We start from the raw sequence: 14,699 nt of genomic DNA on the forward strand, positions 1-14,699 counted from the left end.
TCCCGCCGGTGATGCCGGCTTTGTTCTGCTTTGCCGAAATATGTGGCAGAACGGGAAGTCAACGGGAAGTCACGTTGCGGTGAAATTTTACCGCTTCAATCGTGAGGTAAGGCCGCAATAGGAGCAGCCGCTGCATTTCAAGGCGTGGTTCGATTGAGCGGCGGCATCATCGCCATGCGGCAGGTTCTCCTCACCACCATCGATCTCTATTGCGAACGCACCGGCCCAGGACTTCGGTCCGGGCCGGTCAATGCTTCGACGACCTTGCCTTCATCGCGGCAGGACTGTGCGGTATGCTGGTCTGCTGTGCCGCGGCAGGGGAGTAGTGAGTAGGGGCGTCCCCTGCATCCCACTCACTACTCACTGTTTTCTAGGCCGCCAGATCGCGCAGCACGTACTGCAAGATGCCACCGTTCTTGAAGTAGTCGAGCTCATCCAGCGTATCGATGCGGCAGATGATCGGCACGTTCTTCACCGTGCCGTCGCCATAGGTGATCTTGGCGGTCATCGTCTGGCGCGGCTTGATGGCGCTCAATCCGTCGATCTCGACCAGCTCGTCGCCCTTGAGGTTGAGGGAAGCCCATGAGGTGCCTTCCTCGAAGACGAAGGGGATGACGCCCATGCCGACCAGGTTCGAACGATGGATGCGCTCGAAGGACTGGGCGATGACGGCACGGACACCGAGCAGGTTGGTGCCCTTTGCCGCCCAGTCGCGCGACGAGCCGTTGCCGTATTCGACGCCGGCGAAGATGACCAGCGGCACGCCTTCCTTCTTGTACTGCATCGCCGCGTCGTAGATCGATTCCTCTTCCTTGCTGGGATAGTGGATGGTGTAGCCGCCCTCGCGGCCGTTCTCGCCCAGCATGTGGTTGCGGATGCGGATGTTGGCGAAGGTGCCGCGCATCATCACCTCATGGTTGCCGCGCCGCGTGCCGTACTGGTTGAAGTCGGCGACGCCGACGCCATGGTCGGTCAGGTATTTGCCGGCCGGCGAGGCGGCCTTGATCGAACCCGCCGGCGAGATGTGGTCGGTGGTGATCTTGTCGCCGAACAGGCCGAGCACGCGGGCGCCCTTGATGTCGCCGATCTTGCCGAAACCCGTGGTCATGCCGGCGAAGTAGGGCGGGTTCTGCACATAGGTCGAATTGTTGTCCCAGGCATAGGTCTGGCCTTCCGGCGCCTTGACGTTCTGCCAGTACTCGTCGCCCTTGAAGACGTCGGCATATTTGCGGGCGAACAGCTCGCGGGTGACGTTCTTCTCGATGAACTCCTGGATCTCGGCCGAGCTCGGCCAGATATCCTTGAGATAGACCGGATTGCCGTTCCTGTCGTCGCCGAGCGGCTCCGTGGTCAGGTCCTTGGTCACGGTGCCGGCCAGCGCATGCGCCACGACCAGCGGCGGCGACGCCAGGTAGTTCGCCTGCACGTCGGGCGAGACGCGGCCTTCGAAGTTGCGGTTGCCGGAGAGCACCGCGGCGGCAATCAGGCCCTTGTCGTTGATGGTTTTTGAGATCGGAGCGGGCAGCGGTCCGGAATTGCCGATGCAGGTGGTGCAGCCGAAGCCGACCAGGTTGAAGCCGATCTGGTCGAGCTCCTTCTGCAGGCCCGACTTTTCCAGATATTCCGCCACCACCTGGCTGCCGGGGGCCAGCGAGGTCTTTACCCACGGCTTCTGCTTCAGGCCAAGGCGGTTGGCGTTGCGGGCAAGCAAGCCCGCGCCGATCAGCACTGATGGGTTCGAGGTGTTGGTGCAGGAGGTGATGGCGGCGATGACGACGTCGCCATGGCCAAGGTCATGGTCGGTGCCTTCGACGGCATAGCGTTTGGAGATTTCCGCCGCCTTCTTGTATTCGGTGTCCATCGCCTTGGCGAAGCCGGCGGGAATGCCTTCCAGCGCGACACGGCCCTCGGGGCGCTTGGGGCCGGCCATCGACGGCACGACGCTGTCCAGCTCCAGTTCGAGCAGGTCGGTGAAGACCGGGTCGGCGGAGCCGGCCTCGCGCCACATGCCTTGCGCCTTGGAATAGGCCTCGACCAGTGCGATGCGGTCCTCGCTGCGGCCCGACATTGTGAGATAGCGGATGGTTTCGGAATCGACCGGGAAGAAACCGCAGGTGGCGCCGTATTCGGGCGCCATGTTGCCGATGGTGGCGCGGTCGGCCAGCGTCATGTTGGACAGGCCGGGGCCGAAGAACTCGACGAACTTGCCGACGACGCCCTTCTTGCGCAGCATCTGGGTGACGGTCAGCACGAGGTCGGTGGCGGTGACGCCCTCCTTGAGCTTGCCGGTGAGGCGGAAGCCGATGACTTCCGGCAGCAGCATGGAGACCGGCTGGCCGAGCATGGCCGCCTCGGCCTCGATGCCGCCGACGCCCCAGCCGAGCACGCCAAGGCCGTTGATCATGGTGGTGTGCGAATCGGTGCCGACGCAGGTGTCGGGATAGGCGGTGGTTTCGCCGTCCTCGGTGTTGGTCCACACCACCTGGCCGAGATATTCGAGATTGACCTGGTGGCAGATGCCGGTGCCGGGCGGCACGACGCGGAAGTTGCGGAACGCCTGCTGGCCCCATTTCAGGAACTTGTAGCGCTCTTCGTTGCGCTCATATTCGAGCTCGACATTGCGGGCGAAGGCCATCGGCGTGCCGAACTCGTCGACGATGACGGAATGGTCGATGACGAGGTCGACCGGCACCAGCGGGTTGATCTTCTGCGGATCGCCGCCAAGCGAGGCCATGGCGTCGCGCATGGCGGCGAGGTCGACCACGGCCGGGACGCCGGTGAAATCCTGCATCAGCACGCGGGCCGGGCGATAGGCGATCTCGACGCCGGCGGTGCCCTTGTCGGTCAGCCAGCCTGCCACCGCCTGGATGCTCTCCTTGGTGACGGAGCGGCCGTCCTCGTTGCGCAGCAGGTTTTCCAGCAGCACCTTCATCGAATAGGGCAGCTGGGCAATGCCGGTGAGGCCGTTCTTCTCAGCCTCGACGAGGTCGAAATAGACATACTCGGCGTCGCCCGCTTTCAGCGTGCGGCGGCAATTGAAACTGTCGAGGGATTTTGACACGTGCGATCCGTCCTTGTCTGTTCAGCCTGAAAGGGAACGGACGCCGATGGCATGCAATCACGCGCAAAGGTGCGGGTACGGCCATTTCCGCTGTCCGTTCCCAAGCAACCCGAGCCGTTCAAGGCGGCGCGTGCGCTGGTTCGGCGCTAATTCTGTTCCCGCGCCGACCGCTGGCACGGATGCCCCGCATATAGAGAATTTTCTGGAATAGTTCTAGACAGTTGCTGAGCAAATTTGTGCGATGCGGCAGCGCTCGCGAAACATTGATTTCAGGGCAGGCGAGGGATGCGGCTTATCGCCGAAAATCTGGGCGGCGAACGCGGCGGCGAGCCGGTTTTCTCCGGCATCGGCTTTGTCCTCGATCAGGGCCAGGCCCTGGTCGTCACCGGGCCGAACGGCTCGGGCAAATCGACCTTGCTCAGGGTGGTCGCCGGGCTGCTGCCGAAAACCGAGGGCCGGCTGCTGCTCGAAGGCGGCGGCGACGAGTTCCCTTCGATCGGCTCGGCCTGCCACTATCTCGGCCATCAGAACGCGATGAAGACGGCGCTGAGCGTGACCGAGAATTTGCGCTTCTGGCGGGAGTTCCATGGCGAAGGCCGGCTCGATGTGGAGGAGGCACTGGAAACGGTCGGGCTCGGCGGCATCGGCCATTTGCCGTTCGGCTATCTCTCGACCGGGCAAAGGCGCCGCGTGGCGATCGCGAAACTCTTGGTCAGCCATCGGCCGCTGTGGCTGCTCGATGAGCCGACGGCAGGGCTGGACAAGGCTTCGGAGGGGAGATTCGCGGGGCTGATGCGCGGGCATTGCGAGGAAGGCGGGATGATTGTGGCGGCGACGCATCTGCCGCTGGGATTGGAAGGGGCGAAAGAGTTGGCGATGGGGGAGGCCTGTTGATGACTGCACCCTACGGCGCCCCCCTTCTTCAACAGGGGACCACATCGTAATGTGGTCCCTCTTCCTGCGCGACATCCGCCTCTCGATCCGCGCCGGCGGCGGCGCGCTGACGGGCGTCATCTTCTTCCTCGCCGTCATCGCCACCATCCCTTTCGGCGTTGGGCCGGATCTCAAGCTGTTGGCCCGCATCGGTCCGGCGATCCTGTGGATCGGCGCGCTGCTTGCCTGCCTGCTCGGCCTCGACCGGCTGTTCCAGGCCGATCGCGAGGACGGTTCGCTCGATCTCCTGGTGCTCGGCAACGACCGGCATATGCTGGCGCTGACGGTGCTGGTGAAGTGCGTTGCGCATTGGGCGGGCAGCGTCCTGCCGCTGGTGGTCGCGGCCCCCCTGCTCGGCCTGTTCATGAACATGGAACCGTTGGCCATAGGCGCCACGGCGCTGACGCTGCTGGTCGGCACGCCGGCCATCACCTTCATCGGCGCCGTGGGCGCCGCGGTGGCGGTGGCGCTGCCGCGTGGCGGCCTCTTGATCTCGGTGCTGGTGCTGCCGCTGACCATACCGGTGCTGATCTTCGGCGTTTCGGCGAGCTATGGCGCGACGGCCAATCCCGATCCATTCCTGCAGCCCTTCCTCATTCTTGCCGCGCTGACGCTGTTTCTTGGCGTGCTGGGGCCGACCGCGGCGGCGCTGGCGCTGCGCCACGGCACGGATTGAGGCGCCTGAGGTCTGAAGGCTGCGGCGTGGCGGCCGATTGCGGAGCCGCCGGCGCGCGGCTAAGGGAAGACATGATCGAACGAGGCGGAAAGACCCGGCTGGAACGAGACGCGGCGATGGAGCGGCGCGCATGAGCGCGCATGCGCTCTACGTCGCGGCGGCCTACGCGATCACCGCCGTGGCGCTGGCCGGGCTGATCGGCTGGATTCTCATCGACCAGCGGGCGCGCAAGCGCGAACTCGCCGAACTCGAGGCGGCTGGCGTGCGCCGCCGTTCCGACAAGGCAGCCAAGCCATGAGCACAGGGACGGAAACGCCGACGCCGGCCCGTCGCCGCCTGTTCGTATTTTTGCCGCTGCTGGTCTTCCTCGGACTGGCCGGACTGTTCCTGTCGCAGCTCTTGTCGGGACGCGATGTCTCGGAAGTGCCGTCGGCGCTCATCGGCCTGCCGGCGCCGCGGACCAACTTGCCGCCCCTGGAGGGCAGCAATCTGCCCGGGCTCGATTCGAAAGCCTTCGCCGGCAAGGTCACGCTGGTCAACGTGTTTGCGTCCTGGTGCGCACCATGTCGGGAAGAGCACCCAGTGCTGCTGGCGCTGGCGCAGGACAAAAGGTTCGCGATGGCGGCGCTGAATTACAAGGACCGGCCGGAAAACGCCCGCCGCTTCCTCGGCGACCTTGGCAATCCGTTCCAGGCAATCGGCGTCGACGAAGCCGGCCGCACGGCGATCGACTGGGGTGTCTATGGCGTGCCGGAAACCTTCGTCATCGGCAAGAATGGCAAGATAGCCTACAAACATGTCGGCCCGCTGACGCCAGAATCCGCCAGGGAGCTTCTGCTGCCGCAGATCGACAAGGCGCTGGCCAAGCCGAACTGAAGCGATGTCGCGAAGACCTGATATCCCTTGGTTTGTACACGTATATGGTTGAAGCGGAGCGGATGGCTCCGCGCCACCTCAATTCGGCCCACCCGGCCGTGGCGGCGACAGTACATCCTCGGCCGAGAGCACCCGCGCTTCCGAAGGCAGCATGATCGGGATGCCGTCGCGCACCGGATAAGCGAGCTTGGCGACTCGCGAAACCAGCTCGCCGCGCTCGGGGTCCCAGGCCAGCGGCCCCTTGGTCAGCGGGCAGGCCAGGAGTTCCAGCAGCTTCGGGTCAACATTCGTCTTCTTTCCGTCGCGCCCATCCGCCATTGGGTCCTCTTCCGGTTTCACGCCCTGGATGTCAGCCAGCATGTCAGGATCTGTCGAGATCCGTCAGGCCGTTATTTGCAGGCCGGCTGGATATCGTCGCATTCCTACTGCAGGCTCGAGCCAAAATCCTCATTCTCGCGCGCCAGCGTCATCTCGGTGATGGCAATCAGCGTTTCGGCCCTGGTTTTCAGGTCCGCGGCCTCGAGCAATGCCTGCTTCTCGGCCGGTCCATAGGGCGCCATCATCGACAGCGCGTTGACCAGCATGGCGTTTTCGGCACGGCTGACGCTCTCCCAGTCGGCTTCCAAGTCATTGGCCTGCAGATAGGCGCGAAAGGCTCTGAGCAGCGCCGGCCGGTCGATTTCATCAGCCGCCTGCTCCTCGTCCAGATCGGCGAGGAAGGGCGCCGGCTTCGCCTGGCGGAACGGCGTCTTGACCGCCAGCTCGTGGGCGACGCGGAACCGGCACACGCCTTGCAGCGAGATCAGGTAGCGGCCGTCGCCGGTCTCGGAAAAGGCGATGATGCGACCGATGCAGCCGACGTTGCAAAGCTCCGGCTCGCCATCCTCGCGCAATGCGCCATTGAGGCCGGGCTGGATGACGCCGACGAGCCGCGAGCCGGCGACGGCCTCGTCCACCATCTGCAGGTAGCGCGGCTCGAAGATGTTGAGCGGCATGCGGCCGCCCGGCAGCAGCAGCGCGCCTTCGAGCGGAAAGAGCGGGATCGTCGATGGCAGATCCTTGGCGAGCCGGTAATGCGCGTTTCCCGCTTGCACCTCGTTCCTCCGATCGCTTCCCTTGCGAAGCGTCAATCCTGCCCTGTCCTATCTGGCGCACAGGCCTGGCGCCACAAGCCCTTGCGACAAAACAACCGTAACCGGCTCAGGAAAACAGCAATGCCGACAATTTGCGGCGCGCGGCAAGCGTCGCCTCGTCGGTCATGCCCCAGGCCTCGAACAGCTGCAGCAACTGCGTCCTGGCGCCATCCTCGTTCCAGCTCCGGTCGGCCTTGATGATGGCCAGCAGATTGTCGGCGGCCGCCGTGCGATCGCCCATGGCGTTCTGGATCATCGCCAGGTCGAAACGGGCCTGATGGTCCTTGGGGTTTTCCGCAAGCCGCCGCTCGAACTCGGCCGGATTGCCCAGCGCCGCCGCCTGCGCGGCCAGCGCGATCTTGGCGCGCAGGGCAGCCAGCGGCGGTGCGTCCTTCTTGGCCTCCGGCGCCGTTGCCAGGAGCGCCTCGGCACCCTCGGTATCGCCGGCCTCGAACAGCAGGTCGCCCAGCCCGCCAATCGCCTCGACCGTTTCCGGCGCCTGCGCCAGGATGCTATCGTAGATGTCGGCCGCGGTCTGCATGTCGCCGGCGTCGCGCGCCTCCGCCGCCGCGGCCAGGGCCTCGGCCACCGGCGGCGCGCCATTGCCCTTGCCGCCGACCTTGGTGATGAATTCGTTGATCTGGCTCTCGGGAACGGCGCCCATGAAGCCGTCGACCGGCTGGCCGTCCTTGAAGGCGATGACCGCCGGTATCGACTGGATGCCGAGCTGGCCGGCGATCGAGGGATGGTCGTCGATGTTCATCTTGACCAGCTTGACCTTGCCACCGGCGGCCTTGACCGCCTTTTCCAGCTGCGGAGTGAGCTGCTTGCAAGGTCCGCACCACGGCGCCCAGAAGTCGACCAGCACCGGCTGGCGGCGCGATTCCTGGATGACGTCGGCGGCAAAGGCCGCGGTCGTCGTGTCCTTGATGACATCGCCGGTGGTGGGGCCGGCGGCTGGGGGCGCGGACGTCTCGCCGAATCCGGCTTTGGGCTCGGTTCCGCCATACTGCACCGTGGTGGCATACTGGCCGCCCTTGTTTCCGAATGATCCGCCAAACGGATTGTTGTCGCTCATCTCGTCACCCTTTCGGTCGCGCGGCCGGCCCGTGGCCCGGCGCCCTGTCTCAATTGGAAATCGGCTTTGCCACCCATGTGGCGATCATGCCGAGACTTTCAAGATAGCAGCATCATGCCCGGTTGCCTCGACGAATCTGATGAGATCGGCGGCCGCGATCGATGTCGTCGCCTCGTTGGTCAGGGGATGCGCATTGATGACGGAATGGTCCATCAGATCCTTGTCGAGCACCAGTTTGACCCGGTTTTCCCTGTCGTTGACGATGCCGAACACCGTGACCGCCCCCGGCGTGACCCCCAGAAGCTCCATCAGCATTTCCGGCTTGCCGAACGAAACCCGGCTGGCGGCGCCGATCAGCTGATGTATCTGCTTGAGATCGACGACCGCATCCTCGCCGACGGTGACCAGGAAGAAATTGTCCTTCTTGTCCTTCAGGAACAGGTTCTTGGTGTGCCCGCCGGCGATTTCGCCGCGCAGCGCCTGCGAATCGGCAACCGTATAGAGCGGCGGGTGGCGTATCGTCGAAACCGCGATGCCGAGTTCGGCAAGAAAGGCCATCAGGTCAGCTTCGGTCTTCGGCATGGGTCTCTTCTTCGTTGGTTTCTCGGCCTTGCCGTTTACGGCCAATGAGGCGGCCGACACAAGACCGCCGCGCCAGCGGCGATGAAATCGGCGCGTCGCGGGCGGTTTGCCGGCATCGCTCGGAAGGTTGCAAAAAGCCTGCTATTTCCCTGTTGCAATCGCCGCGCTCTTCAGCCATATAGGCCCGGCTTGCGGCCAAGACGCCGTGTGAGCGGGTGTAGCTCAGGGGTAGAGCACAACCTTGCCAAGGTTGGGGTCGAGCGTTCGAATCGCTTCACCCGCTCCAGTTTCCTTCGGGAAGCCAAGTGTCGAAAAGCCGCGGAACTCCGCGGCTTTTTCGTTTGCTGGGCGTGGAAATCGCAGCAGCTAGGAATGGCTCGGAAGCCAGGGTTACACGAGGGCTACCGGTCCAAAATCGGCAGCGCGTGAAATGACGACGTCGCTAGGTTCCCGGCGATGCGGCGACGTTCAAATTAACGAGCCGGTACCCGTTCCTCTGCTACGAGCATCACGTTCGCGGTCCTCACAAACTTGACGCCACATCTCGTAGGTGGACGAGACCATAGTTTCCAGGTCGCCGAGACCATAAAGATCAACCCCTTCATCGGTGAACAAGCGAACCGAACGCTTCTCACCTTCCGGGTCTCCGAAACGGACGATGGCTAACTTTAATCCAGCAAAGTCTTCATCTGCAGCTCTAATCCGCTCGTGCATCATGGAGAAAGCGAAACGTCGACCCTCGGCCGTCAAGCCACGTGTGCGACGAGGCTCAACAAAAACAGCATGGGGCTGGTCTTCAATAGCAACAACCATCGGCAGCCAAAACGTGACTTTTCGTCCAATGCTCATAGCTAACGGAAAGAACTCCTGTCGCCGGCTCATGATTCGCCTGTCAGAGGCGAATTCGTAGAGGCCACGCGCTACTCGTTTGTTTTGCTCTAACTCGTCCTCTGACCTACAGCACTTGACGAGCTCTCGCTGGATTTTCGCCCAATCTGTCCGAGGCGATTCCCCAAACATCTCCGGTTGGATGTTGAAAATATCCCCAAAGCAAGTACGAACGGGCTTGTAAGAGAACGGCGGGCGCCCAGCCCGCATCGCCTCCAAGCTCTTACGTTTCATGTCGTCCGGCTGTGGTGCGATCCGGGCTAAGTCAATATCAGGCAAAGGGCGTATCATCACCGGGTTCTCCTGAGCGGGGTTCCGCTCCGACAGATACTTTGTGGTGGCGGAATCGATCTAAGATCACAGCATCCGGGATTCTAAGCCCGAACGCAACCTCCGTTCTCGCTTTGTCCGCAATGTACGCCCAAGGAGAGTCTTTAGCGTGGGATAAGTCTACAAGGCGCCCAGGCGACATACGACCGTATGAATTGAGCACCTGCTGCGTGAGCGCAGTGAGATCAACATCTTGTATTTTCCCTATTTCGCGCGGTCTTCCAGTCAACGCATCTCGGCCGACCGCCCTGAAAGTGATTGGTAAGGAACCACAATCCTTGAAAGCCCGATACGCTGCGGGGTGAACAGGCCCGTACTGCCAAGCCTCGAAATAACCTGAGACCAACGGCTTCTTAGTCCGCATCAGGTGAATTGCGTGTGCGAAGTAAAGCAGCTTCTGAAGTGCAAGGTTTGTGATTTTGATCCCAAGCCGATCCCCCTCGTCGAGCATGAGGTTCGCAACCGCTCTTGGATCGTACGTATCGCTCATGGCTTCTTGGCCTGCATCGTAGGTTCCTGATTTGTTCACAACATGCGCCCGGCAAAATCATTTGACAAGGAATGCCCTAAGTGCGTGCTGTTGCCAACGCCTCAATCATAATGGCAGCGCGTTCCAGATCGTCGTTGCCAAGCGCTGTTAAGGCAGCTGCTTTCCGGTTCGGGCGAAATTCTCCGGGGATGGTTCGGTTCTGCCCGGGCGATCTGTTAGCAGGTCGGTTGGCGTCGTCGCTCCAGCGAGGGGTGGGGTCGGCGAAATGATAAAACGCGGCGGAGCGTCAGTGTTTAATAGCCGCGCTGTCGCCAGCGGCATCCGCGCCTGGTTGCTTTTGTCCCGGGGTCAGCCGACCGGACTCGAACTCCTCGACCGCCTTGTCCCAGCAGGCCTTCTCACGATCGGGCATCAAGCCTTCCTGTTCCCAGAGTTCGCGGGCCCGCTTGCTGATATGCGCGACACGTTCTTCCTGGCTGATCACCATGGCCGTCTTCCTTCCCTGAGGAAGCAACCGGACAACGCATGAAATGTTCCAATTTGGATGTCGTCGACCTCGGCAGGTCGGGCAATGCCGTCAGGCACTCTTCGCGGTGTCCGCCTTGCGATGCGACGCCTGGTGCACCAGCGAAGTCCAGCTGTTGGTCGAGGCGAGGTGGCAATAGAGCAGGCCGAGCGCGCCGGATTTTCTGAGGTCGAGGAAGGCCTCGTCGCTCAGTTTGTTGAAGGCCGCTTCGTCGATCACCTGGAAGTCGGTGAGGTTGAGCACTTCGCCGCCTTCCAGCGTCACCTTGCTCTGGCGCGGCGAAAACAGACCGTGCGCGTCGATCTTGTCGACCATCTCGCGGGTGGCCCTGAAATCGATCTGGAACTGGTTGCAGAAGGCGAGCGCCTGCCTGGTCGCCTCGGTCGGTTCGTTACCGCCGAAGAACGGCAGCACCTTGTCGTCGCGGAACGGCGCCATCAGCTGGTCGACGACACGGTCGCTCGCCCGGTCGACGCACAGCGTCAGCCGGCCGGCCGAGGTCGGATCCTCGGCCAGGATGAAAGGGTAGCGGCGGACATAGGCCGGGATGTAGTGCGGCGCGTTCCACTTGCCGTCGGCATCGACGAACAGGTTCTCGTCCTGGCGAACGCCGGTGATGATGACGGGCGCCTTGGCGGCGCCGATGAAGACGATCGGATAGGAGCGCATCGCCGCCGGCATCTCCGACGCCACCACCGGGATGGCGTGCGCCGAGCGCGCGAAGGAAAAGTCGCTGCGCGCGGTCAACCCCAGCGAGCCGTGCCGCGCCGGATTGAGCGCCTCCGGCCTGGAGTAGAAAAGCGGCATCGCATCGGCCCCTGCTGTCGCCGCCGTCCCTGTTTTCGCACCTTCAGCCATCGTCGGTCCTTTTTCTCCGGCAAGCCGATCAGGCCGGCCAATCCGCGTCCGGCGCCGGGTTCGTATCGAAACAATCCCATGCCGAAACAAAGTACTACAGTGTCACCGGCGCTCATAAAAGGACGCGTTGCTGTATTTTGGGGTTTGCGGCGACGAAATGTCTTGCGCGCCAGCGCTCCGTGCCGATGCGCCAATTCCGAGGAAAAGTGGTCGACGGTTTTCCTGGGAATTTTGGTCGGACAAAGAGCTCTGGACAGCCCGCGGCGAAGCGGCGACAGTGCCGCGCAAACGGCTTTGAGGCGACAAAATGGCGGCGGCGGCGGATTTCGAACAGGCGATCGGACAGGCGTTCATCATCGAGACCGGAGCGGGACGGATCTCGTTCGAACTGAGCGCCGTCAACCGCATCGCGGCCAGCCCCCGCCCGGGCGGTGGTTTTTCACTGCTGTTCAGGGGGCCGCGTGAGATCGCGTTGCCGCAGGCGACCTACAGCCTTGCCGGCGCCGGCGGCGTCCACGACATCTTCATCGTACCGGTAGCCGCCGACGCGACCGGTCGGACCTACGAGGCGGTGTTCAACTAACGCCCATCTTGAGCTGCATTTTTATTGATGTTCCCGCATAGCCGACTGGGTCGAATGCGACAATCTTTACCGGCGGCGCTGCCCCTCACTGTCCTGCCGGACATCTCTCCCCGTAAACGGGGCGAGAGTGGCTGGCGGCAACGCAGCGCCTTTCTTGCGGCGCAAGAGATTGGCGAAATCGGTGGCGGGAGGTTCCCCGCCCCGTTCACGGGAAGGGATGCCGGCAGACGGGTGGGGCAGCGCCAACACCATCATGGATCCGCCGGCGAACACGCCATCAGATCATAGACGCCCTTGTCCTCGACGACGGTAAAGCCGAGCCTGACATAGAGTCCCCGCGCCGGATTGTTCTTCTCGACATGGATCGATACATATTTGCCGGCTAACCGTACCTCGTCGATCAGATCGCGCAGCAGCGCCGTGCCGTAGCCCTTGCGGCGATGGATGGGCAGAAAAGCGATGTCGATGATGCGGTGCTGGCTCGGCCAGCGCTCGATATAGAGGCGGCCTATGTCCTGTCCCGCCTGCTCCACCACCAGCCAGTCGGCCTCGGGATAGTGCGTGTGGTAATGCGCGTGCTGGGCCTGGAATTGCATGGCGAGGAAGGCGGCCTTCTGCGCCTCGCTCCAGTCGGTCACCGCGAGCTCTTCAACGCGGGTCGAGGCGTAAAGCCGCGACAGGAACGGTTTGTCGGCCTCGCCAGCCGCGCGAAACTTCAGCCCGGCCGCATCGGAGCGGGGCCAGGCCGAAGAAGAATGCGCGGGCGTGCTGTCTGTCACGCTACCCGTCTGTGCCGTCAGGACTGCCGTCACGCCGGTGGCGTCAGGTCGCGCACCACGGCGATCTGCTTGAGGTTGCTGGTGGCCAGCGCCGTCCAGCTCCACTCCCCTTCTTTGCCGTTGGAGCCGACGCTTCTGACTTTGGTTCTGCTTTCTTGGGCATCGTATCGGTCCTGCCTTGTTGCTGCCTCGGAATTCAGGTTCTCGGCGGGAAAACGCCTTGCAGCGCGATGCAGAAATAGCAGGTGAGATAGGGCTGCATGTTGTTGTGCGGCTGGTCGCCGCCGATCGGCCGCACCGCTTGATCGCTGAGCGGCGTTAACGTGGCCGTTGCCGAATAAGACATACCGGGAGCTGTACGCGCGAAAGATCGCGCCGGACCTGGCGCCGCCAGATTGGCGGGATTGACGTTCCCCATCATCGTGTGGCCGTGCTGCGGCATCTCCGATATCAGCAACTGCACAGTTTCCGAACCGCCCTGTTCGCCGAGATCGTGCAGCGAAAGTCCTGGTCCTTGCCCCGGGTGCATCGGCGCGCGGCCCTGCAGATCGGGCAAGGCGAAGTTGGACTTGCCGTTGCCGCCATAGGTAGTGCCGAGCAGGGAAAACAGCGCGGTGTTCTGCGACAGCGGCAGCAATTGACCGTCGCACCAGGCCCAGCCCTTGGGTGCGAAATTGAACGGAAAAATGCGGATTTCGGCGACGAACGGGTCAGCCATGACGGTCCCTCCTTAAGTCGGCGACGGGAAGATCCCGAACAGCGAGATGATGAAATTGACGCAAAGGTAGGGCTGGAAGTTCGTATGCGGCTGGCTGCCGCCGGTTTGCCCGGCGGTCTGCGGGGACATCGGCGCGGCTGCCGGCGCCTCGCGGTAGATCTGCGCCGCGCCGACCTGCCCGGTCATGTTGCCCGTCGGCGTGCTTGCCCCGGCATTGTTCAGCGAAGCCAGGAAGGCATGCGTGTGCGAAGGGATCTGCTGGGGGGTAAGCGTGACTTCTTCAACGCCGCCAGTCTGCGAAAGAATGAAATCGCCGCCCTGGTGGACCGGAAGGCGGCCACGCAGATCAGGCAGCCCGAACGTGCTTTGGCCATCGCCGCCATAGGTGGTGCCGATCAGTTGGAACAGGATCTCGTTCTCCGAAATGGGCAATAATTGCCCTTCGCAGAACATCCAGCCGGCTATCGCGAAATTGCCGGCGAACATCCGAATCTCGCCAACGTAGGGTTGTGCCATGGTTGCTTTTCCTCAGGTCGGCGACGGGAAAATGCCCTGCAGGGCGATGCAGAAGCTCAGGGTCAGAAATGGCTGCATGTTCATATGCGCTTGGTTGCCGCCGGCAAGGGCCAGCGTGCCAGGGTCCATGGCCGTGGGATTCCCAGGCGCCGTATAGGTGTTGGCAACGGTAGCCAGCAGGTTGCTGCTGGGCACCGGCGTGTCCGCATTTGTGGTCGTGGCTTGCTCGATATGGCTATGGAATGGCAATTCCCCGATCAACAGCGTGTGCGCCTGCTCACCGCCGCGTTCACCCAGCGTGTGGCCACTGCCGACATGGATCGGCACCCGGCCACGATAATCGGGCAGCGCGAAATTCACCCTGCCGTCACCGCCGAAGGTTGTTCCAAGCAATGAGAACAGCGCCTGATTCTGATTTATTGGAAGCAGCTGACCGTTGCATAGTGCCCAGCCTTTCGGCGCAAAACCGAAAGACATCATTCTGATTTCGGAAAGAAATGGTTCCGCCATTGCCGCCCCCCCTCATTGTTAACGTATACTAGCGCACTGTAGTCATATTACGCAACGTCAGCCGAACACAAATAGAAGAAATTTTCGACTTGGCTTTATTAAAATCCGCCCCTTCTCGCAGCGTCGCACGACAATCCATTGCTATCGCTTTGGCTCTGCCGT

General features: G+C 62.8%; 18 protein-coding genes and 1 tRNA gene. 6 read left to right on the plus strand and 13 right to left on the minus strand.

The window, feature by feature from the left end; genetic code table 11:
- Positions 1-370: 370 nt before the first annotated feature.
- On the minus strand, positions 371-3,061 hold the full coding sequence (gene acnA, locus LB571_RS02735; protein WP_015314926.1) for an aconitate hydratase AcnA: 2,691 nt from the start codon (positions 3,059-3,061) through the stop codon (positions 371-373).
- Between the two features lie 285 nt (positions 3,062-3,346).
- Here acnA and ccmA point away from each other — a divergent pair, with 285 nt between their 5' ends.
- From ccmA to LB571_RS02755, 4 genes are all read left to right on the plus strand, one after another.
- Entirely contained in the window at positions 3,347-3,955 is a 609-nt protein-coding gene (gene ccmA / locus LB571_RS02740; protein ID WP_224592061.1) for a heme ABC exporter ATP-binding protein CcmA, read from the plus strand.
- A gap of 49 nt (positions 3,956-4,004) precedes the next feature.
- Positions 4,005-4,670, plus strand: coding sequence for a heme exporter protein CcmB (gene ccmB, locus LB571_RS02745; protein WP_023774435.1), 666 nt, complete (start codon positions 4,005-4,007; stop codon positions 4,668-4,670).
- Positions 4,671-4,800: 130 nt separating this feature from the next.
- Positions 4,801-4,968: a heme exporter protein CcmD gene (ccmD, locus tag LB571_RS02750; protein WP_023774434.1), complete on the plus strand. Its 168-nt coding sequence runs from the start codon at positions 4,801-4,803 to the stop codon at positions 4,966-4,968.
- A complete protein-coding gene (locus tag LB571_RS02755; RefSeq protein WP_224592065.1) occupies positions 4,965-5,546 on the plus strand; it encodes a DsbE family thiol:disulfide interchange protein in 582 nt (193 codons plus the stop codon). Before ccmD ends, LB571_RS02755 begins: the two co-directional genes overlap by 4 nt.
- A 78-nt stretch (positions 5,547-5,624) precedes the next feature.
- Here LB571_RS02755 and LB571_RS02760 read toward each other — a convergent pair whose 3' ends face one another.
- The 4 genes from LB571_RS02760 to LB571_RS02775 all read right to left on the minus strand — a co-directional run bounded on the left by LB571_RS02760 (position 5,625) and on the right by LB571_RS02775 (position 8,339).
- Complete coding sequence (locus tag LB571_RS02760; RefSeq protein WP_140618229.1) at positions 5,625-5,864, minus strand: Trm112 family protein; 240 nt, start codon at positions 5,862-5,864, stop codon at positions 5,625-5,627.
- Positions 5,865-5,968: 104 nt separating this feature from the next.
- Positions 5,969-6,640: an LON peptidase substrate-binding domain-containing protein gene (locus tag LB571_RS02765; protein WP_224592068.1), complete on the minus strand. Its 672-nt coding sequence runs from the start codon at positions 6,638-6,640 to the stop codon at positions 5,969-5,971.
- Between the two features lie 106 nt (positions 6,641-6,746).
- On the minus strand, positions 6,747-7,757 hold the full coding sequence (trxA, locus tag LB571_RS02770; protein ID WP_224592070.1) for a thioredoxin: 1,011 nt from the start codon (positions 7,755-7,757) through the stop codon (positions 6,747-6,749).
- Positions 7,758-7,841: 84 nt separating this feature from the next.
- Entirely contained in the window at positions 7,842-8,339 is a 498-nt protein-coding gene (locus LB571_RS02775; RefSeq protein ID WP_015314918.1) for a prolyl-tRNA synthetase associated domain-containing protein, read from the minus strand.
- 211 nt (positions 8,340-8,550) lie between these two features.
- On the opposite strand from LB571_RS02775, the gene LB571_RS02780 reads away from it, so the two are divergent.
- A tRNA-Gly gene (locus tag LB571_RS02780) sits at positions 8,551-8,625 on the plus strand.
- A 182-nt stretch (positions 8,626-8,807) separates the two neighbouring features.
- On the opposite strand, the gene socB is transcribed toward LB571_RS02780, so the two are convergent.
- From socB to LB571_RS02800, 4 genes are all read right to left on the minus strand, one after another.
- On the minus strand, positions 8,808-9,518 hold the full coding sequence (socB, locus tag LB571_RS02785) for a type VI toxin-antitoxin system SocB family DNA replication inhibitor toxin (RefSeq protein WP_224592245.1): 711 nt from the start codon (positions 9,516-9,518) through the stop codon (positions 8,808-8,810).
- Positions 9,499-10,047, minus strand: a complete 549-nt coding sequence (gene socA / locus LB571_RS02790; RefSeq protein ID WP_224592071.1) for a type VI toxin-antitoxin system SocA family antitoxin — start codon at positions 10,045-10,047, stop codon at positions 9,499-9,501. Before socA ends, socB begins: the two co-directional genes overlap by 20 nt.
- 286 nt (positions 10,048-10,333) lie before the next feature.
- Positions 10,334-10,534 carry a DUF2934 domain-containing protein gene (locus tag LB571_RS02795; RefSeq protein ID WP_224592073.1) on the minus strand — a complete coding sequence of 67 codons (201 nt, stop codon included), beginning with the start codon at positions 10,532-10,534 and terminating at the stop codon, positions 10,334-10,336.
- A gap of 90 nt (positions 10,535-10,624) precedes the next feature.
- Positions 10,625-11,431, minus strand: coding sequence for a SapC family protein (locus tag LB571_RS02800; RefSeq protein WP_224592075.1), 807 nt, complete (start codon positions 11,429-11,431; stop codon positions 10,625-10,627).
- 307 nt (positions 11,432-11,738) lie between these two features.
- Between LB571_RS02800 and LB571_RS02805 the strand changes: the two genes are divergently transcribed.
- Positions 11,739-12,014 (plus strand): DUF6916 family protein, encoded by a 276-nt coding sequence (locus tag LB571_RS02805; protein ID WP_224592078.1) that lies wholly within the window; start codon positions 11,739-11,741, stop codon positions 12,012-12,014.
- A gap of 251 nt (positions 12,015-12,265) precedes the next feature.
- On the opposite strand, the gene LB571_RS02810 is transcribed toward LB571_RS02805, so the two are convergent.
- The 4 genes from LB571_RS02810 to LB571_RS02825 all read right to left on the minus strand — a co-directional run bounded on the left by LB571_RS02810 (position 12,266) and on the right by LB571_RS02825 (position 14,537).
- Positions 12,266-12,793: a GNAT family N-acetyltransferase gene (locus tag LB571_RS02810; RefSeq protein ID WP_224592080.1), complete on the minus strand. Its 528-nt coding sequence runs from the start codon at positions 12,791-12,793 to the stop codon at positions 12,266-12,268.
- 196 nt (positions 12,794-12,989) lie between these two features.
- Positions 12,990-13,511: a phage tail protein gene (locus tag LB571_RS02815; RefSeq protein WP_224592082.1), complete on the minus strand. Its 522-nt coding sequence runs from the start codon at positions 13,509-13,511 to the stop codon at positions 12,990-12,992.
- Positions 13,512-13,523: 12 nt separating this feature from the next.
- A complete protein-coding gene (locus LB571_RS02820; RefSeq protein ID WP_140793228.1) occupies positions 13,524-14,027 on the minus strand; it encodes a phage tail protein in 504 nt (167 codons plus the stop codon).
- 12 nt (positions 14,028-14,039) lie between these two features.
- On the minus strand, positions 14,040-14,537 hold the full coding sequence (locus tag LB571_RS02825; RefSeq protein WP_224592084.1) for a phage tail protein: 498 nt from the start codon (positions 14,535-14,537) through the stop codon (positions 14,040-14,042).
- Positions 14,538-14,699: the final 162 nt, after the last annotated feature.

This window comes from Mesorhizobium sp. BR1-1-4 (genome assembly GCF_020165375.1).
Lineage (GTDB): Bacteria > Pseudomonadota > Alphaproteobacteria > Rhizobiales > Rhizobiaceae > Mesorhizobium > Mesorhizobium australicum.